This is a genomic window from Rhizobium sp. PK7-22, from assembly GCF_056530405.1.
In genome coordinates this window covers 2,788,313-2,806,059 of sequence record NZ_CP096514.1, presented here as the reverse complement: position 1 = coordinate 2,806,059, position 17,747 = coordinate 2,788,313, and the positions used below count along the sequence as shown (strand labels likewise).

The window sequence follows — 17,747 nt, the reverse complement described above, 5'->3', positions numbered from 1 at the left end:
AGGTCAGGCGGGCCTCAGGTCTTGCGCCACGGCCGCATAGACGACGTGGCGCCTGAGGTGCGGGTGGGTCTCGGGAACCCGCGGGTGGTCGAAATCCATCTGCGGGCAGCGGCTCATGCCGATGCGTTGCATGACGCCTGTGGAACGCCGGTTAGCCTCGACGGCGAAGGCGAGCACGGCGGCGATCCGCTTCTCCTGGAAAGCAAAGTCGAGCAGCGCGCGAGCTGCCTCGGTGACGTAGCCATGGCCCCAGAAGCGGGTGGCGAGGCGCCAGCCGATTTCCACCGTCTCGACCGGGAAGATGTCCGGCAGGTTGGCCAGCGACAGGCCGCAGAAGCCGATCGGCTCTGCGGTCGCCTTCAGCTCGAGCGCATAGAAGCCGAGGCCGGTCACCTGGATCGATCCGTTGATCCTGGCCAAAAGAGCGTCCGCCTCCTCGTGGCTGCGGCGGAAGGCGAAGAACTCCATGACCTTTGAATCGGCATTGATCTCGCGGAAGAGATGGCGGTCCGTCTCGATCCAGCTGCGGACCAGCAGGCGGTCTGTCTGCAGGATGATCGCGGGCCGGCCGGCGAGGTTCATGGGGTGACGAAGTCCGATTTGCGGTAGCCCTGGAGGTAGAGGAGAGCGGTGAGGTCGCCGTGGTCGATCCGCACACGGGCCTCCGCCGCCACCGCAGGCTTGGCATGCAGGGCAACGCCCGTGCCGGCGAGGTTGATCATGCCGAGATCGTTGGCGCCATCGCCGACGGCAATCACGTCGTCGGAGGAAATCCCGAGCGTTGCGCAGATATCGATGACCGCGTCGACCTTGGCCTGCTTGCCGAGGATGGGCTCGGCCACTTCGCCGGTGAGGATGCCGTCTTCGGCCAGCAGGATGTTGGCGCGGTTTTCGTCGAATCCGAGGCGGGCGGCGATCGGATTGGTGAAGACGGTGAAGCCGCCGGAGACGAGCGCGGTGTAGAAACCCTTCGCCTTCATGGTGGCCACGAGCTCGGGGCCGCCGGAGGTGAGCGTGATGCGCTTTGCGATCACGTCGTCGACCACGGAGAGCGGCAGGCCCTTGAGGAGCGCGACGCGCTCGCGAAGGGCCGGCTCGAAGGCAATCTCGCCGTTCATGGCACGGGCGGTGATGGTCGACACCTTGTCCTTCAGGCCGACGACATCTGCAAGCTCGTCAATGCATTCCTGGCCGATCATGGTGGAATCCATGTCGGCGATCAGGAATTTCTTGCGCCGGGTGTCGGCGTCCTGGATGACGAGGTCGAGCGGCAGGCCGAGGGTGGCGGCGCGCAGTGCGACCTCCGCTGCGGCGAGGTCGGCGCCGTCGCGCAGCACGATATCGCAGGCGATGCCGTCGGCCAGCCAGTAGAGACCGCTCGCCTCGACGGCCGCCGCGGCGGCTTCTCCAACCGAGGACGCGAGGACAGGGTTTGACGGATGGGCGATGAGCGTGGCAACGAAAGCCATATGAGCGACCTTGCAAAACAATATGATGCGATCCTGATAACGGGACCGACCGCCAGCGGCAAGTCGGCAGTGGCGCTGCGGCTGGCACGAGAGAGCGGCGGCGCCGTGATCAATGCCGACAGCATGCAGGTCTACGACACACTGAGGGTACTGACCGCGCGTCCTTCGGACACGGAGATGGCGGGCATTCCCCATCATCTCTACGGCACGGTGGCGGCAACACGGGCCTATTCGACGGGGGAATGGCTGCGCGACGTGGCGGCACTTCTGCCGCGGCTGCGGGCGGAGGGGCGGCTGCCGATCTTCGTCGGCGGGACCGGGCTCTACTTCAAGGCCCTGACCGGCGGCCTGTCCGACATGCCGGAGATCCCCGCCGACGTCCGGCTTCGGCTGCGCACGCGGCTGAAGGACGAGGGGCCCGACGCGCTGCACCGGGAGCTTTCAGGTCGCGACCCGGCCATGGCGGCGGTGCTCGAGCCGATGGACGGACAGAGAATCGTCCGGGCGCTGGAGGTGCTGGAGGTGACCGGGAAATCCATCGCCGAGTATCAGGAGACGCGCGGCCCGCTGATCGTCGATCCGGAACGCGCCCTGAAAATCGTGGTGCTGCCGGACCGGGCGGTCTTGAGGGAGCGGATCGACAGACGATTCTCAGAGATGTTCGAAGCGGGGGCCGTGGACGAGGTGAGGGCGCTGCTGGCGCTGCAGCCGGATCGGGACGTGCCGGCGATGCGGGCGATCGGCGTGACGCAGATCGCAGACATGCTGGACGGCAAGGTGAGGCCGGACGAGGTCATCGAACGGTCCTCGGCGCTCACCCGCCAATACGCCAAGCGGCAGATGACGTGGTTTCGCAACCAGATGGACGAGAGCTGGAAGAGGATCGACCCTGCCGATCCTCAGTCCTTGTCGTAGAGGCTGGTGAGCGGCTTCTTCAGGAGGCTGTCGCGCAGCGAACCCTCGCGTTGCAGGGGTGGTCGCGGGCGAAGGCTGCTCTCGCCGCCGAAGGGCCTGTAGCCGCTCTGCGTCCGATCGGGAAGCTCTTCGCCGGACAGGCCTGCGGCCGGACGATCGAACCGCGACGGCGGCCGCGGAAGAGGGGCAGGCTGTCGGGCCTGCGGCAGCATGTCTGGCCGATAGGGCTCCGGTTTCGCTGCCGTCTCTGCCGTGGGGCGAGCCCGGTCGTGGGTGCTGTTGACCGTCTGCGCCCAGCGATCCAGGTCGGTGCCCTCGGAGGACGCGGCCGTGGGTTCCGGCGGGATGGCGTCGCGGAAATCCTCGCTGTCGTCGTAGCGGTCGAAGCTCTGCTTGAAAGCCTGGATGTCGGGTCCGTTGACTGAGCGCATGCGGGCCACCACGGTGCGAAGATCGACCGTGTCGGGGGTGTCTTCCGTTCCCTTGTTGGCAACGCCGTTGGCCTTCGGCACATATCTCTGCTCGACCCGGGCAAAGCGCATGCGCATGGGCACCGAGATCGCCTCACCGAAGGCAATCGCCTCGCCGTTGCCGATCGAGGAGAGGAAGCTCGTGGTGGAGACGGACGAGTTGGGAATGGCCGAACGGATGATGTCCTGATCCCGATCGTTGGACAGGCGCATTGCGAAGATGGTCGAGCACTGCGACAGGATCGTCTGGTCCAGCTCTCCGGGACGCTGCGTGATGACGCCAAGAGACACACCGTATTTGCGGCCTTCCTTGGCGATCCGTGCGATCGCCTGGCGGGTCGGGAAGAAGCCGCGTTCCGGATCGGCCGGGACATAGCGGTGCGCCTCCTCGCAGACGACCAGCATGTGGATAGCGCCATTGCTCCAGAGTGCCAGTTCGAAGGCCATCCGGCACAGGATGGATGCGACCGAGTTGACGACTTCGGACGGAATTCCCGCCAGCTGGAAGGTGGAGATCGGCCTGTCTCCGCCGGGAATGCGGAAGATATGCGCGATCGCCTCCATGATCGTGTCCTGGATCGTGTTGTTGGAGAACATGAAGTGATAGCGCGGGTCATTGATCGCCGAGATCACGCGCATCTTCAGCGTCCGCAGGAGAGGCTTTTCGCTGCGTCCCTCAAGGCGACCGATACGCTCGTCGATCAGCGCCAGCAGGTCGGCCATGCGATAGGGGACGGGTGTGTCGGCGGTGATCGAGCTCTTTTCGGTGGCACGGCGCATCAGGGCGGAATCACCACCTCGGAAGGCGCGCTTGGCTTCAGGAATCAGGTCGCGCAGGATGTCGAGCTCTTCGGCAATCGGCGCACGGCCGCGGAAGAGGACCTCCGCGAACTCCTCGAGCTTCATCAGCCAGAAGGGCAAGTCGAGTGTGTCGGTATCGATGACGACGGCATGCTCCGGGAAGGCTGCCGCGAACTCGTTGTGCGGATCGAGGATCAGGACCCGAAGCTTGGGGTCGCATTCGATCGCCTTGTGCAGCAGCAGCGACACGGCCGTCGACTTGCCGACGCCGGTGGAGCCGACGATGGCGAAATGCTTCGACAGCATGGACGGAATATGGATGGCCGCGTCGATCGTCTCGTCCTGCGTCAGCTTGCCGATGACGCAGGTATCGTCCTTGCCGGTGTCGTAGATGCGCAGGAGATCGGCGGCACGGATGCGGTGGGCGACGGCTCCGAGATAGGGATAGCGGGAGATGCCGCCGGAAAACTCCTCGCGGCCATCGTCGCCAACCCGTACTTCACCCAGGAGTTCCGCCTCGATCTGGAAGCTGTTGTCCTCGCCTTCGCCCCAGGTCTTCTTCTCCGTGCTCATCGAATATGCGAGAGCCACGACGCGGTTGCGGCCGACGTTGATGGAGATGAGCCTGCCGACGGACCAGAGTTCCGTGAGGTCGGTTTCGCCGAGTTCGGCGGTGGCGGCGATCGTGGCATGGGCGCCGTTGCAGGCGACGACGCGACCCAGCATGCGGTTGCCGGCACTCTGGGAGTTGCGGCGATCATGTTCCCCGGCGGATACGGAGCGGTGCAAATCGTTGTTGAGCAAAACGTCTCCCGATCATTGGGTGACGGACTGGTATGTGGGCCAACCGCCGGCATGCGAATTCAATCGGCAACCTAAATCAGCGGGCTTAATAAGTGGTTTAGCAGGTAAGTGGTCGCCTGCGGGTGTCGCCGGATCAACCGGCACGTAATTTTTAGTGCGTCTTGCGTTGACGCACAGTAATTATCTGTCTAACACTGCCAACCATGAACATTGCAAACGCACTTATCGTGGTGGGAACGCGCATGGGCAGGATGGATTGACCATCCGGCGTTAGCCACCCATGCGCGAAAGACAGGCTCCTCAAGGGGCCTTTTTTTATGCCTGAAGCACAGCAAGACCATCCAGCAGACAGCAGCAAATGGACCAGGACATGACGGATAGCAACAATCAGATGACCGGCGCGGAGATCGTTCTGAGAGCGCTGAAAGACAATGGCGTGGAGCATATCTTCGGCTATCCCGGCGGGGCCGTGCTGCCGATCTACGACGAGATCTTCCAGCAGGACGACATCCAGCACATCCTCGTGCGCCATGAGCAGGGTGCGGGCCATGCGGCCGAGGGCTATGCCCGTTCGACCGGCAAGGTCGGCGTCATGCTGGTCACCTCCGGTCCGGGCGCCACGAATGCGGTGACGCCGTTGCAGGATGCGCTGATGGATTCGATTCCGCTGGTTTGCCTGACCGGTCAGGTGCCGACGACGCTGATCGGCTCGGATGCCTTCCAGGAGTGCGATACCGTCGGGATCACCCGCCCCTGCACGAAGCACAACTGGCTGGTCAAGGACGTCAACGAGCTGGCTGCAGTCATTCACGAAGCCTTCCGGATCGCGCAGACCGGCCGCCCCGGCCCGGTCGTCGTCGATATTCCGAAGGACGTCCAGTTCGCCACCGGCACGTATACGCCGAAAGGCGATACGCCGCAGAACAAGAGCTACACGCCGAAGACGCAGGGCGACCTCAGCGCCATCCAGGCGGCGATCGAGCTGATGGCCAGCGCGCGTCGTCCGATCCTCTATACCGGCGGCGGCGTCATCAATTCGGGGCCGGATGCCACACGACTGCTGCGCGAACTGGTCGAACTCACCGATTTCCCGGTCACTTCGACACTGATGGGCCTCGGCGCCTATCCGGCTTCCGGAAAGAACTGGCTCGGCATGCTCGGCATGCACGGGTCGTACGAAGCCAACATGGCGATGCATGACTGCGACGTCATGGTTTGCATCGGCGCGCGCTTCGACGACCGCATCACCGGGCGGCTGAACGCCTTCTCGCCGAACTCGCGCAAGATCCACATCGACATCGACCCGTCGTCGATCAACAAGAACGTCCGCGTCGACGTGCCGATCCTGGGCGATGTCGGTCGCGTGCTGGAGGACATGGTCCGCCTGTGGCGGGCACTGCCCAAGAAGCCGGAGAAGAGCCAGACGCAGGAATGGCACGAGGGCATCACCCGCTGGCGCGGGCGCAACTCGTTTGGCTACAAGCCGTCAAACGACGTCATCATGCCGCAATATGCGGTCCAGCGGCTTTACGAGCTGTCGAAGGGCAGGGACACCTATATCACCACGGAAGTCGGCCAGCACCAGATGTGGGCAGCCCAGTTCTTCGGCTTCGAGGAGCCGCACCACTGGATGACCTCCGGTGGTCTCGGAACGATGGGCTACGGCCTGCCGGCGGCGATCGGCGTGCAGGTCGCGCATCCCGACGCGCTCGTCATCGACATTGCCGGCGACGCCTCGATCCAGATGTGCATCCAGGAAATGTCCTGCGCCATCCAGCACAATCTGCCGGTCAAGGTCTTCATCCTCAACAACCAGTACATGGGCATGGTGCGCCAGTGGCAGCAGCTCCTGCACGGCAACCGGCTGTCGAACTCCTACACGGAGGCGATGCCGGACTTCGTCAAGCTGGCCGAAGCCTATGGCGCCATCGGCATGTATTGCGACGACCCGAAGGAGCTGGACGGGAAGATCGAGGAGATGATCGCGGTCAAGAAGCCGGTGATCTTCGACTGCCGCGTCGCCAACCTCGCCAACTGCTTCCCGATGATCCCGTCGGGCAAGGCGCATAACGAGATGCTGCTGCCGGACGAGGCGACCGACGACGCGGTCGCGAATGCCATCGATGCCAAGGGACGGCAGCTCGTTTGAGCGCCGTCTTCTAAAGCAATTTCTCATAGAACGGACGCAAGATCATGAATGCGCATCAACAACCGACCGGCTCCGCCTACTTCATCGCGCCTGAGACCGCCAAGGCCGAGAACCACACCCTCTCCGTCCTCGTCAGCAACGAGCCGGGTGTGCTCGCCCGAGTCATCGGCCTGTTTTCCGGCCGCGGCTACAACATCGAGAGCCTGACCGTCTCGGAAACCGAACACGAGGCGCATCTGTCGCGCATCACCATCGTGACGCGCGGAACGCCGGCGGTGCTGGAGCAGATCAAGGCGCAGCTCGAGCGCATCGTGCCGGTGCACCGGGTGGTCGACCTGACGGTCCGGGCCCAGAGCCTTGGCCAGGAGCGGCCGATCGAGCGGGAGGTGGCGCTGATCAAGGTGGTCGGATCGGGCGAACATCGCGCCGAGACGCTGCGCCTTGCCGACGCCTTCCACGCCAAGGTGGTGGACGCGACGGTGGAGCATTTCATCCTCGAGATGACCGGCAAATCGTCGAAGATCGACCAGTTCGTGGCCATCCTGAAGCCGCTCGGCCTGATCGAGATCTGCCGCACCGGCATTGCCGCGATGAACCGCGGCCCCCAGGGAATGTGATCCCAGAGGATGTGATCGGAGGGATGGGATCAGAGCATGGCGAGCGGGGTCTTCTTCGCCGGTGGCGGGAAGGCGGCGTCGAGCGCCTGCAGATCCTCTTCCGTCAGCTCCAGGCGCGCCGCCTCGCAGTTTTCCGCGATCCGGCTGGTGTTGGCGGATTTCGGGATGGCGATGACGCCGTCCCGCTCCAGCAGGAAGGCGAGCGCCACCTGCGCAGGCGTTGCCTGATAGGCCTTGGCGATCCGGGCCAGCGCCTCGCTGCGGATCAGCCGTCCCTGCTCGATCGGCGAGTAGGCCATGACGGCGATGCCGCGTTCCTGGCACCAGGGCAGCAGGTCGTATTCGACGCCGCGCCGCGAGAGATTGTAGAGCACCTGGTTGACCGCGCAGTTCTCGCCGCCCGGGACATCCATCAGCTCCTGCATGTCGTCGACGTCGAAGTTGGAGACGCCCCAGGCGCCGATCTTCCCATCACGACGCAGTTCCTCGAAGGCGGCCACGGTATCGGCGAGAGGATGTTCGCCGCGCCAGTGGAGGAGGTAGAGGTCGAGCCGGTCGGTGCGCAGGCGCTTCAGGCTCCGCGCGCAGGCGGCGATGGTGCCCCCGTGGCTGGCGTTCCACGGATAGACCTTGCTGACGAGGAAGGCCTCGTCGCGGCGGCCATCGATCGCCTCGCCGACGATCTCCTCGGCGCCGCCTTCGGCATACATCTCCGCGGTGTCCACCAGCGTCAGGCCGAGATCGAGGCCCGCTCTCAGTGCCGCGACTTCGCGCGCCGCCTGCGCCGGATCCTCGCCCATGTGCCAGGTGCCGAGCCCGAGTGCGGGGACGGTTGCGCCGGAAGGCAGGGTGACAGTGGGCAGAGTGTCGTCGATCATGATGGGCCGCTCCTTCTGAATACCCCATAGATAACGCGTACCGCTCTGCTGCCAAGCCCGCTTGAAGCGAGCTGCAAATGCGCCTAAACCCTCTGCAGGCTATCCATCGAGCGAGATGGCCATGAGACAATTTTGGTATTGGCGCCTGGAGATTCCTTTGCCGCTGGAAACATTTCTGGCCCTGGTCCTGTTCGCCTTTACGACGTCGATCACACCCGGTCCCAACAACATGATGCTGTTTGCCTCGGGCGTGAACTTCGGCTTTCGCCGGACGATCCCGCACATGCTCGGCATCGGCGTCGGGTTCTTTTCGCTGCTGATCGGTGTCGGACTGGGGCTCGGCGCGCTGATGCAGGCGGTGCCGGTCGCCTATACGGTGCTGAAATTTGCCGGCGGCGCCTATCTGCTCTTCATCGCCTGGAAGATCGGCACGTCGCGCAGCCTGTCGGAAGGCAAGGCCGGTGCCAAGCCGATGACCTTCCTGGGCGCTGCCGCGTTCCAGTGGGTCAACCCGAAGGCGTGGGTCATGGCCGTCACGGCGATGGCGACCTACACCAATCCGGCCGCCTATACCGCGACCGTGCTGATCGTCGGCTTTGCCTTTGCGCTGGTCAACGTGCCGAGCGTTTCCACCTGGGCCGGCTTCGGCTCAGCCTTGCGAGAATGGCTGTCGGTACCGGTGCGGCTGAAGTGGTTCAACATCACCATGGCCGTGCTGCTCGTCATCAGTCTCTGGCCGATGCTGAAGTGAAGGGAAACAGATGCACGACGATCATCACGATCATGACCACGACGACCACCATCACCACGACAACCGCTATTCCGACATGCAGGCGCGGGTGCGGGCGCTGGAGACGGTGCTGACGGAGAAGGGGCTGGTCGATCCGGCTGCCATCGATGCGATCGTCGAAACCTACGAGACGAAGGTCGGGCCGCGCAACGGCGCGCGCGTGGTGGCCAAGGCCTGGAGCGACCCGGATTACGCCTCCTGGCTGCAGCGGGACGCGACGGCTGCGATCGTCAGCCTCGGCTTCACCGGCCGGCAGGGCGAGCACATGCGGGCGGTCTTCAATACGAGCGAAATGCACAACCTCGTCGTCTGCACGCTCTGCTCCTGCTATCCCTGGTCCGTGCTCGGGCTGCCGCCGGTCTGGTACAAGGCGCCGGCCTATCGGTCGCGCGCGGTGATCGATCCGCGCGGCGTGCTGGCGGAGTTCGGCGTCACGCTGCCGCAGGAGCAGAAGATCCGGGTGTGGGATTCGACTGCGGAACTTCGCTATCTCGTGGTGCCGCAGCGACCCTCCGGAACGGAGGGGATGGGGGAAGCCGAACTGGCGGATCTCGTGACGCGCGATTCGATGATCGGCACGGGGCTCGCCCTGGCGCCGGAGACCGGCCGATGAACGGCCCGCATGATCTCGGCGGACAGATGGGTTTCGGGCCGGTGGCGCCGGAGCCGCATGAACCACTCTTCCACGCCGAATGGGAGAAAAGGGCGCTCGGCCTGACGCTGTCCTGCGGTGCCTTCGGCGCCTGGACCATCGACGAGAGCCGGCATGCGCGGGAAACCATCCCGCCGGCGAACTATCTGTCCACGAGCTACTACGAGATCTGGATCCGAGCGCTGGAGGTGCTGCTGGAGCGGCACGGGTTCGTCGGTGCGGACGAGATTGCGGCAGGCCGGATGCTGCAGGCGCCGGCGACGCCGAAGCGGGTGCTGACGGCGGAGATGGTGGCGGGTGTATTGGCGCGCGGCGGTCCGTGCGACCGTCCCGTCGAGACGGCGCCGCGCTTTGCGGTCGGCGACCGTGTGCGGACGAAGAACTTCAACCCGCCGACCCACACGCGGCTGCCGCGCTATGCGCGGGCGAAGACGGGCGTGGTCGAGGCGGTGCAGGGCGCCTTCGTCTTTGCCGACGACAATGCCCATGGGCGAGGCGAGAACCCGCAGTGGCTCTACACGGTCGTCTTCGACGGGAACGAAATCTGGGGCGAGGGGGCCGACCCGACGCTGACGGTCTCGATCGATGCCTGGGAGAGCTACCTTGAGCGCCTGTGAGACGGGATCGCCGGTCGATCCATCTCCTCTGGCCCGGTCGCCGGGATTGCCGCAGTCTCCCGAAGGCGATCCGGTGTTTCCCGAGCCCTGGGCGGCGGAGGCCTTTGCGATAACGATGCATCTGCACGCGCAGGGCGTCTTCTCCTGGACGGAATGGGCCGCGGCCTTGTCCGCGGAAGTGCATCGGCCGGGTCGGGCCGAGGACGGCAGCGATTATTTCGACTGCTGGGTGGAGGCGCTTTGCGCGCTGCTGGCCGCCAAGGGCATTGCCGACGCCGGACAGATCCTCGGCCTGCAGCGGAGCTGGCAGCGGGCGGCGGAGGCGACGCCGCACGGGCAGCCGATCGAACTCGCGAACGATCCGGAGCGATGACCGCCGTTTGCCGGTCCTTTTGATCCTCTTTCGTTCTTTTCGGTTGCGGTAGGACGCAGAATCCTGCCATGTCGCAGCCATGCAATTTGCACCGCAACAGGACGAGGCTCTCAAAGCCGTTTCGCGCTGGCTGAAGGAAGGCCGCAGCCCGGTCTTCCGGCTGTTCGGCTATGCCGGTACCGGCAAGACGACGCTGGCCAAGCATTTTGCCGAGAATGTCGACGGCGAGGTGCTGTTTGCAGCCTTCACCGGCAAGGCGGCGCAGGTGCTGCGCTCGCGCGGCGCCAAGAATGCCCGCACCATCCATTCGCTGATCTACCGGCCGCGCGGCGAGGAAGAGGTCTCCGACGAGGAGACTGGCAAGACCTCCGTTTCGCCGATGTTCTCCATCAACCGGCAGAGCCCGCTCGCCAAGGCGCCGCTGATCGTCATCGACGAATGCTCGATGGTGGACGAGCAACTCGGGCGCGACCTGATGAGCTTCGGCACGCCAATCCTCGTGCTCGGCGATCCGGGGCAGCTGCCGCCCGTGTCCGGCGGCGGCTTCTTCACCGAGCAGGAGCCCGACTATTTGCTGACCGACATCCATCGCCAGGCGCGCGACAACCCGATCATCCAACTGGCGATGAACGTGCGCGAGGGCAAGGAGATCATGCACGGCGACTACGGCACCGCCCAGGTGATCTCGCGCGGTGACGTCAGCCAGGAGCTGGTGCTGGAGGCCGACCAGGTGCTAGTCGGCACCAACAAGACCCGCAAACGCTACAACCAGCGGCTCCGCGAGCTCAAAGGTTTTGCCACCGAATATCCGCAGTCCGGCGACAAGCTGGTGTGCCTGCGCAACGACCAGGTGAAGGGCCTGCTGAACGGCTCGCTCTGGCAGGTGATGAGCTCGTCGAAGGAGACGGTGAAGCCCGGCATCAACCTGATGATCCGTCCCGAAGACGACGACATGGATCGCGGTGCTGCCAAGATCAAGCTGCTCAAGACCGCCTTCGAGAATGTCGAGGGGGAGATCCCCTGGTCGACGCGCAAGCGCTACGACGAGTTCGACTACGGCTATGCGCTGACCGTTCACAAGGCGCAGGGCTCGCAGTGGAACAACGTCGTGCTGTTCGACGAGAGCTGGGCGTTTCGCGATACCCGCGAGCGTTGGCTCTATACGGCGATCACCCGGGCGGCCGAGACGATTACCATTGTCCGCTAGAGCCCTCGGCGGCGGGTCATCAAAAGTTTCAATGGCCGGATCTGCGAAAGCCATTGGTCATCGTCGCCGGCATGGCCTAAGCAGGAACGGCATTTTCTGAAATGGATGTCGCCATGCCGACCAAGCTTTCCGTCAACATCAATGCCATCGCCATGCTGCGCAACCGCCGCGACCTGCCGTGGCCGAGCCTCGAGAATCTGGGACGAATCGCGCTCCAGGCGGGCGCCAGCGGGCTGACGGTGCATCCGCGGCCGGACCAGCGACACATCCGCTTCTCCGACCTGCCGGTCATCCGGGCGCTGATCGACGACGAGTTTCCGCAGGCCGAATTCAACATCGAGGGCTATCCGAGCGAGGATTTTCTCGCCCTTTGCGAACGCACGCAGCCGGAGCAGGTGACGCTGGTGCCGGACGATCCGAGCCAGGCGACTTCCGACCACGGGTTCGATTTCAAGGCGCATGGCGAGATGCTGAAGCCGATCGTGGCGCGGCTGAAGGCGGGCGGCATGCGCGTCTCGCTGTTTGCCGATGGTGACGGCGATGTGGAGGCGGTCAAGCTTGCAAAGGCGACGGGCGCCGATCGCCTGGAACTTTATACCGGACCTTATGGCGGCTGCTACGACGCTCCGGAACGGGCGGCGGAAATCGCCGAAAAGCTCGGACAGACCGCCGACGCGGCGCGCGCCGAAGGGCTGGGCGTCAATGCCGGACATGATCTGACCGTCGCCAACCTGCCGCTTCTGGTAAAGCGCATCCCGGACCTCGCGGAAGTCTCGATCGGCCACGGGCTGACGGCGGACGCGCTGGAGTTCGGCATGGCGGAAACCGTGCGCCGCTTCCGTCGCGCCTGCGGCCAGACGGTCTAGGTGCCGGTCTAGGGAGTCGAAAGCTTCGCCTCGGCGAGGTCTAGCTCCCATGTCTGGCCGACGCATTCCGGCCCGAACATGGAGTGTCTTTCCTCGGAGACCAGCTTGAAGCCCGCTGTTTGGTAGATGCGGATGGCGGCCGTCAGCATGTCGTTCGTCCAGAGCGCGAGCCGGGCATAGCCGGCCGAAATCGCAAAGCGGATGCATTCCTCCACCAGTGTGCGGCCGAGGCCGAGGCCGCGCACCTGCGGATCGAGATAGAGCAGGCGAAGCTTTGCCGTCTCCCCGCCGCCATCGGCAACCAGCACCGAGCCCACCCGCTTGCCACTCTGTTCGGCGATCCAGCTTCGTTATCTTTGCGGATTGAAATCGGCGATGAACCTGCCGGCGACTTCAGCGATCAGGCCCTCGAACTTCTCGTTCAAACCGTATTCGCGGGCATAGGCGGTCGCCTGGCTCTCGATGAGCCAGCCCATGTCGCCGATGCGGTAGGGGCGCAGGATCATGGGCGCGGGAGTGGCGGCAGAGGACTCCGGGTCGAGGATCGCCCGGATCGTGCGCATGGCCTCAATCAGCCTGATCCGGTCGGCCTCGCTCACCGTCTCCAGGTCGCCCGCGATCTGCCGACGGGAGCGCTGCGCCAATGTCTCGTAGAGCTCGCGTCCCTCCTCGGTGACACGCAGGATCTGGCTGCGCCTGTCGGTCGGATCTGGCTCGCTGTCGATGAAGCCGGCCTCGCGGAATTTCTTCAGAATCCGGCTGAGATAGGCGGGATCAAGCCCGAGATCGCGGTTGAGTTCGCTGGCCGAAACCGACTGGCGGGGACCCATCTCGTAGAGGATGCGCCCCTCCGTCAGCGTGTAGGGTGTCTCAAGATAACCCTTTTCGAGCAGGCCGAGCTTGTTGGTGTAGAAACGGTTGAAGGCGCGGATGGTGTCCGCCGTCGTGTCGTCAAGCATGGATGGAGCCTCCGTTTAGAGACTCCATCCAATAATATGTTGACTGAGTCAAGTATCAGGCGGCGGCGCGATCCCCGGCGGCTTCTGCCAGAGCGAACTCGACCGCCGCGCAGGCGTGGACAGCGGTGGAATCGATGCCCGGCAGCGGCAGGTCTTGCGGGTCGAGCAGGAGGCAGATCTCAGTGCAGCCGAGGATGATGCTGTCAGCGCCCTGGCGCTTGGCCGTTTCGATCATGGCGATGGCGCGCTCGCGGGAGCCGGGCTTGACGACGCCGGCGCAGAGTTCGTCGAAGATGATGTCGTGCATGACGCCGCGATCCTCGGCTTCCGGGACCATCACCCCGATGCCGGCCCCGCGCATGCGCTCGGCATAGAAGCCGTGCTCCATGGTATAGCGGGTGGCGAGCAGGAGCGGGCGCTTCAGGCCCTTCGCGGCCAGCGCCTTGGCAGTTTCGTCGATGATGTGGATCAGCGGCACGTCGATCCCGCTAGCCACCTCGGGCGCCACCAGATGCATGGTGTTGGTGCAGATCAGCACGCAGTCGGCACCGGCGTCCTGCAGGCGGCGGGCGCTTTGGGTCAGGGCTGCCGCGGCCAGATCCCAGCGACCGGCCTTCTGGAGGGCGACGATCTCGGCGAAGTTGACCGAATGCAGGAGGATGTCTGCGGAGGCGAGGCCGCCCAGGCGACTGCGCACCATCTCGTTGATCATGCGGTAGTAGACCGCCGTGCTTTCGAAGCTCATGCCGCCGATCAGGCCAATCGTCTTCATCTGTCGTCTCCCTCTGGTGATCGGAAGGATGATAAGGCGCCTAGGGCGGTGGATGTGTGCGATGTCGGTGGCGATTAGTGATCTCCCTGCATCCGGATTGCGCACATTGCAGGAATGATGCACGTTATGTGCAGACACCAGGAGACCAACGATGCTGGACGAGCGTGATCGCCGAATCCTCGAACTGCTGCAGAAGGATAGCGCCATTCCGGTGGCGGAGGTGGCCGAGCAGGTGTCGCTCTCGGCCTCTGCCTGTTCGCGGCGCATTCAGCGGCTGGAGGAAGCGGGCTACATCCAGCGTCGCATCGCCGTTCTCGACCGCGAGCGCATCGGCGTGCCGACGACGGTCTTTGCGCTGATCAAGACGGCGCATCATTCCGACGACTGGATCGAGAACTTCCGGCGGGCGATCAGCGACATCGGCGAGATTACCGAGGCGCACCGGCTGACCGGCAGCTACGACTATATTCTGAAGGTGGTGCTGCCGCGGGTCGAGCACTACGACGTCGTCTATCGCCGCCTCGTCAAGCGCATCGAACTCTTCGACGTCTCGGCCTTCATCTCCATGGAGGTGCTGAAGAGCGGCCAGACGATGCCGGTGGATTACGCCGTGTGAGGATGCGGGCGCCACGAACGGCGCCCGCCGAAGAGATCAGGCGAGCGCCGCGCGATGCTCTTCGAAAAATGCCCGAAGCGACTGTGGCTTTCTACCCGTCAGGGTCTCGTAGTCGTCCGTCACGAGGTCAAAATTGCCGGCGCGGATGTTGGCATCGGCAGAGACCAGCATGGCTACCACGAAGTCTGGCAGGCCGGCGGCCTTCATCCCCTCTGCCAATTGCTCCTCCGAAGCGGGAACGACCGTCAGTGGCTTGTCGGCAACCGCAGAGACGATCGCCGCGATCTCGGAGGCCGGGAGGCTTTCAGGGCCGGTGAGGGTGAGCGTGGCATTGCCTGCAGGCGGATTTGCAAGCGCTGCAGCGGCGGCGCGGGCGCAGTCTTCGCGGGAGATGTTGGATAGCCGTCCGTCGCCCATGGCCGTGTACCAGGTGCCGGCCTGCAGGTTGTGCGGCATGGCCATCAGATAGTTGTCTGAATACCAGGCGTTGCGCAAAATCGTGTAGGGGAGGCCGCTGGCCTTGATCGCCTGCTCGGTGCCCAGATGATCCGGAGCGAAAGTGACCAGCGAGCGGTCCGGGTTTGGCATGGAGGTATAGACGACGTGGCCGATGCCGGCTGCAGCCGCAGCCGCGACCGCATTGCGGTGCTGTTCGAGACGCTTGCCCGGTGTCGCCAGTTCGTCGGTCGAGACGATGAGGAGGCGATCGATGCCGGTGAAGGCCTGCACGAGACCGTCTCTGTCGTCAAAATCGGCCTTGCAGGTCTCGACGCCGAGGTCGGAGAATTCTGCCAGTTTTGACGGATCCCGGCTTCCGGCGACGATGTCGGACGGCGCGATCTTCTGTGTCTCCAGCAGGTGGTGGAGCGTGGCGTGGCCTAGGTGGCCATTGGCGCCGGTGACAAACAGTCGGGTCATGCGGGTCTCCAGGTTGGGTGAACTGCTTCAGGTGGTCTCAAAAGTATACCAGCACTATAAAGGGAATTGACCGGCACCTGTAAAGGAGGCAGGTTTTGGGGAGATCGTTACCTCAAGGGAACTACCGACCATGGACCAAGCCGTCCGCTCCGCTGCAAAGGCTGCGACCGCCGACTGCGACCGCAGCGCCTGGGATGCCGGCAACTGCCCCGTGCGCGACGTCATGAACCGGATCTCCGGGAAATGGTCGACGCTGCTTCTGGAGGCCTTGGCGAACAAGCCGCATCGGTTCGGCGAGCTCAGGCGTCTCGTGCCCGATATCTCGCAGCGCATGCTCACGCAGACGCTCCGCGACCTGCAGCGGGACGGCTATATCGAGCGGGAGGTTTTTCCGACCAAGCCGCCGAGCGTGGAATACCGGATGACGCCGCTGGGGCGTTCGCTATTTAAGCCACTGTCAAAGGTGCTGGAATGGGCGGCGGAGAACCATGATGCGGTTCGCGCGGCAAGGCGCTCCTTCGACGACACGGGCCTTGCCTGAACGAAAAAGGGCGGCAGATGCTGCCGCCCTTGTGATGGATTTGCCGGAGTGCCGTGTCAGGCGGCCAGCGAGGCCATGTCGATGACGAAGCGGTAGCGGACGTCGCTCTTCAGAACGCGCTCGTAGGCTTCGTTGATCTCCTGGATGCCGATCGTCTCGATTTCGGAGACGATGTCGTGCTTGCCGCAGAAATCCAGCATTTCCTGGGTTTCCTTGATCGAGCCGATCATCGAGCCGGAGAGACTGCGGCGGCCGGGGATCAGCGAGAAGGCGTGGACGGGCACCGAGTCCTCCGGCGCGCCGACGACGACCATGGAGCCATCGACCTTCAGGAGGCCGAGATAGGCGTTCCAGTCGATGGCAACGCCGACGGTGCAAATGATCAGGTCGAAGCTTTCGGCGAGCTTGGTGAAGGTTTCAGCGTCGCTCGTCGCATAGTAGTGATCGGCGCCGAGCTTCAGGCCATCGTCCTTCTTGGAGAGGGACTGGCTGAGCACGGTGACGTCGGCACCCATGGCATGGGCGATCTTGACGCCCATATGGCCGAGGCCGCCCATGCCGACGATGGCGACCTTCTTGCCCGGGCCGGCGTTCCAGTGGCGAAGCGGCGAATAGAGCGTGATGCCGGCGCAGAGCAGCGGCGCGGTGGCGTCGAGCGGGAGATTGTCCGGGATCGACAGGACGTAGCCTTCCTTGACGACGATATGGTCGGAATAGCCGCCCTGGGTGGCGGTCTTTCCGTCGCGGTCGACGCTGTTGTAGGTCTGCACGAGGCCCGGCATGTACTGCTCGTTGTCGAGGTCGCGGCTGGCGCAGCCAACGCAGCTATCGACGAAGCAGCCGACACCGACCTTGTCGCCGACCTTGAACTTGGTGACGTCCGAACCGACGGCGGTGACGACGCCGACGATCTCGTGACCTGGGACGATCGGATAGACGGCGTTCTTCCATTCGTTGCGGACGGTGTGGATGTCGGAATGGCAGACGCCGCAGTACTGGATGGAGATCGCGACGTCGTCGGCGTTCGGTTCGCGCCGTTCGAAGGTGAAGGGTGCCAAGGGTTTCGACGCGTCGGTGGCGGCATAGCCTCGTGCAAGTGCCATGGGGGCAGCTCCGTTGTTTGGTTGTCAGGAAGGATCTTGTGACAACGGATATGCACCCGAAGGGTTGCCGGGTGGTAGTTCGATGCAGCGTGGTTCTTGCACGATCCTCCGCAATTGCTGGGCGACGTGGCAGGATGGGCGATATCGCGGGACCGAAATGGTGCGGCTCGATGAGATCAGCCAAAAACCCACTTGACGGCGCTCGCCGCTTTCAGCATAACAGCGTCACG

At 64.4% G+C, this 17,747-nt stretch carries 18 protein-coding genes and 1 pseudogene; 11 read left to right on the top strand and 8 right to left on the bottom strand.

Annotated features, from left to right (window positions below; genetic code table 11):
• Positions 1-3: 3 nt before the first annotated feature.
• Entirely contained in the window at positions 4-582 is a 579-nt protein-coding gene (locus tag M1E10_RS18525; RefSeq protein WP_499174262.1) for a GNAT family N-acetyltransferase, read from the bottom strand.
• Entirely contained in the window at positions 579-1,469 is an 891-nt protein-coding gene (serB, locus tag M1E10_RS18520; RefSeq protein ID WP_499174261.1) for a phosphoserine phosphatase SerB, read from the bottom strand. Before serB ends, M1E10_RS18525 begins: the two co-directional genes overlap by 4 nt.
• Here serB and miaA point away from each other — a divergent pair, their 5' ends adjacent.
• Positions 1,470-2,384 carry a tRNA (adenosine(37)-N6)-dimethylallyltransferase gene (gene miaA / locus M1E10_RS18515; protein ID WP_499174260.1) on the top strand — a complete coding sequence of 305 codons (915 nt, stop codon included), beginning with the start codon at positions 1,470-1,472 and terminating at the stop codon, positions 2,382-2,384. It begins immediately after the preceding gene.
• On the opposite strand, the gene M1E10_RS18510 is transcribed toward miaA, so the two are convergent.
• The gene (locus tag M1E10_RS18510; RefSeq protein ID WP_499174259.1) at positions 2,369-4,459 is read right to left on the bottom strand and encodes an ATP-binding protein; all 2,091 of its coding nucleotides are present in this window, start codon (positions 4,457-4,459) and stop codon (positions 2,369-2,371) included. The two genes, miaA and M1E10_RS18510, sit on opposite strands and share 16 nt — an antisense overlap.
• A 391-nt stretch (positions 4,460-4,850) precedes the next feature.
• On the opposite strand from M1E10_RS18510, the gene M1E10_RS18505 reads away from it, so the two are divergent.
• Both M1E10_RS18505 and ilvN read left to right on the top strand, forming a co-directional pair.
• Positions 4,851-6,608, top strand: a complete 1,758-nt coding sequence (locus M1E10_RS18505) for an acetolactate synthase 3 large subunit (protein WP_499177227.1) — start codon at positions 4,851-4,853, stop codon at positions 6,606-6,608.
• Positions 6,609-6,652: 44 nt separating this feature from the next.
• A complete protein-coding gene (ilvN, locus tag M1E10_RS18500; protein WP_029618892.1) occupies positions 6,653-7,225 on the top strand; it encodes an acetolactate synthase small subunit in 573 nt (190 codons plus the stop codon).
• Positions 7,226-7,254: 29 nt separating this feature from the next.
• On the opposite strand, the gene M1E10_RS18495 is transcribed toward ilvN, so the two are convergent.
• Positions 7,255-8,103: an aldo/keto reductase gene (locus M1E10_RS18495; RefSeq protein WP_499174258.1), complete on the bottom strand. Its 849-nt coding sequence runs from the start codon at positions 8,101-8,103 to the stop codon at positions 7,255-7,257.
• 157 nt (positions 8,104-8,260) lie between these two features.
• On the opposite strand from M1E10_RS18495, the gene M1E10_RS18490 reads away from it, so the two are divergent.
• The 6 genes from M1E10_RS18490 (at position 8,261) to M1E10_RS18465 (ending at position 12,608) form a co-directional block, all read left to right on the top strand.
• Positions 8,261-8,854: a LysE family translocator gene (locus M1E10_RS18490; RefSeq protein WP_499177226.1), complete on the top strand. Its 594-nt coding sequence runs from the start codon at positions 8,261-8,263 to the stop codon at positions 8,852-8,854.
• Positions 8,855-8,864: 10 nt separating this feature from the next.
• Positions 8,865-9,506 (top strand): nitrile hydratase subunit alpha, encoded by a 642-nt coding sequence (nthA, locus tag M1E10_RS18485; RefSeq protein ID WP_499174257.1) that lies wholly within the window; start codon positions 8,865-8,867, stop codon positions 9,504-9,506.
• Entirely contained in the window at positions 9,503-10,162 is a 660-nt protein-coding gene (nthB, locus tag M1E10_RS18480) for a nitrile hydratase subunit beta (RefSeq protein ID WP_499174256.1), read from the top strand. Before nthA ends, nthB begins: the two co-directional genes overlap by 4 nt.
• A complete protein-coding gene (locus tag M1E10_RS18475) occupies positions 10,149-10,535 on the top strand; it encodes a nitrile hydratase accessory protein (protein ID WP_499174255.1) in 387 nt (128 codons plus the stop codon). The genes nthB and M1E10_RS18475 overlap by 14 nt, the downstream gene beginning before the upstream one ends.
• A gap of 79 nt (positions 10,536-10,614) precedes the next feature.
• Complete coding sequence (locus tag M1E10_RS18470; protein WP_499174254.1) at positions 10,615-11,742, top strand: ATP-dependent DNA helicase; 1,128 nt, start codon at positions 10,615-10,617, stop codon at positions 11,740-11,742.
• A 113-nt stretch (positions 11,743-11,855) separates the two neighbouring features.
• Positions 11,856-12,608: a pyridoxine 5'-phosphate synthase gene (locus tag M1E10_RS18465; RefSeq protein WP_499174253.1), complete on the top strand. Its 753-nt coding sequence runs from the start codon at positions 11,856-11,858 to the stop codon at positions 12,606-12,608.
• A gap of 8 nt (positions 12,609-12,616) precedes the next feature.
• On the opposite strand, the pseudogene M1E10_RS18460 reads toward M1E10_RS18465, so the two are convergent.
• Together M1E10_RS18460 and M1E10_RS18455 are read right to left on the bottom strand one after the other, a co-directional pair.
• A pseudogene (locus tag M1E10_RS18460) lies at positions 12,617-13,567 on the bottom strand (bifunctional helix-turn-helix transcriptional regulator/GNAT family N-acetyltransferase).
• 55 nt (positions 13,568-13,622) lie between these two features.
• Positions 13,623-14,339, bottom strand: a complete 717-nt coding sequence (locus M1E10_RS18455) for an aspartate/glutamate racemase family protein (protein WP_499174252.1) — start codon at positions 14,337-14,339, stop codon at positions 13,623-13,625.
• A 151-nt stretch (positions 14,340-14,490) separates the two neighbouring features.
• Here M1E10_RS18455 and M1E10_RS18450 point away from each other — a divergent pair, with 151 nt between their 5' ends.
• On the top strand, positions 14,491-14,955 hold the full coding sequence (locus tag M1E10_RS18450; RefSeq protein WP_499174251.1) for an Lrp/AsnC family transcriptional regulator: 465 nt from the start codon (positions 14,491-14,493) through the stop codon (positions 14,953-14,955).
• Positions 14,956-14,991: 36 nt separating this feature from the next.
• On the opposite strand, the gene M1E10_RS18445 is transcribed toward M1E10_RS18450, so the two are convergent.
• Positions 14,992-15,873: an SDR family oxidoreductase gene (locus M1E10_RS18445; protein ID WP_499174250.1), complete on the bottom strand. Its 882-nt coding sequence runs from the start codon at positions 15,871-15,873 to the stop codon at positions 14,992-14,994.
• 130 nt (positions 15,874-16,003) lie between these two features.
• On the opposite strand from M1E10_RS18445, the gene M1E10_RS18440 reads away from it, so the two are divergent.
• On the top strand, positions 16,004-16,414 hold the full coding sequence (locus tag M1E10_RS18440; protein WP_499174249.1) for a winged helix-turn-helix transcriptional regulator: 411 nt from the start codon (positions 16,004-16,006) through the stop codon (positions 16,412-16,414).
• Between the two features lie 56 nt (positions 16,415-16,470).
• Here M1E10_RS18440 and M1E10_RS18435 read toward each other — a convergent pair whose 3' ends face one another.
• Positions 16,471-17,517, bottom strand: a complete 1,047-nt coding sequence (locus M1E10_RS18435) for an NAD(P)-dependent alcohol dehydrogenase (protein ID WP_499174248.1) — start codon at positions 17,515-17,517, stop codon at positions 16,471-16,473.
• Positions 17,518-17,747: the final 230 nt, after the last annotated feature.

What these genes read in the sequence shown, in the direction of transcription:
- M1E10_RS18525 (WP_499174262.1), bottom strand. Translation starts at nt 582, where the DNA reads ATGAACCTCGCCGGCCGGCCCGCGATCATCCTGCAGACAGACCGCCTG.
- serB (WP_499174261.1), bottom strand. Translation starts at nt 1,469, where the DNA reads ATGGCTTTCGTTGCCACGCTCATCGCCCATCCGTCAAACCCTGTCCTC.
- miaA (WP_499174260.1), top strand. Translation starts at nt 1,470, where the DNA reads ATGAGCGACCTTGCAAAACAATATGATGCGATCCTGATAACGGGACCG.
- M1E10_RS18505 (WP_499177227.1), top strand. Translation starts at nt 4,851, where the DNA reads ATGACCGGCGCGGAGATCGTTCTGAGAGCGCTGAAAGACAATGGCGTG.
- ilvN (WP_029618892.1), top strand. Translation starts at nt 6,653, where the DNA reads ATGAATGCGCATCAACAACCGACCGGCTCCGCCTACTTCATCGCGCCT.
- M1E10_RS18495 (WP_499174258.1), bottom strand. Translation starts at nt 8,103, where the DNA reads ATGATCGACGACACTCTGCCCACTGTCACCCTGCCTTCCGGCGCAACC.
- nthA (WP_499174257.1), top strand. Translation starts at nt 8,865, where the DNA reads ATGCACGACGATCATCACGATCATGACCACGACGACCACCATCACCAC.
- nthB (WP_499174256.1), top strand. Translation starts at nt 9,503, where the DNA reads ATGAACGGCCCGCATGATCTCGGCGGACAGATGGGTTTCGGGCCGGTG.
- M1E10_RS18470 (WP_499174254.1), top strand. Translation starts at nt 10,615, where the DNA reads ATGCAATTTGCACCGCAACAGGACGAGGCTCTCAAAGCCGTTTCGCGC.
- M1E10_RS18465 (WP_499174253.1), top strand. Translation starts at nt 11,856, where the DNA reads ATGCCGACCAAGCTTTCCGTCAACATCAATGCCATCGCCATGCTGCGC.
- M1E10_RS18455 (WP_499174252.1), bottom strand. Translation starts at nt 14,339, where the DNA reads ATGAAGACGATTGGCCTGATCGGCGGCATGAGCTTCGAAAGCACGGCG.
- M1E10_RS18450 (WP_499174251.1), top strand. Translation starts at nt 14,491, where the DNA reads ATGCTGGACGAGCGTGATCGCCGAATCCTCGAACTGCTGCAGAAGGAT.
- M1E10_RS18445 (WP_499174250.1), bottom strand. Translation starts at nt 15,873, where the DNA reads ATGACCCGACTGTTTGTCACCGGCGCCAATGGCCACCTAGGCCACGCC.
- M1E10_RS18440 (WP_499174249.1), top strand. Translation starts at nt 16,004, where the DNA reads ATGGACCAAGCCGTCCGCTCCGCTGCAAAGGCTGCGACCGCCGACTGC.
- M1E10_RS18435 (WP_499174248.1), bottom strand. Translation starts at nt 17,517, where the DNA reads ATGGCACTTGCACGAGGCTATGCCGCCACCGACGCGTCGAAACCCTTG.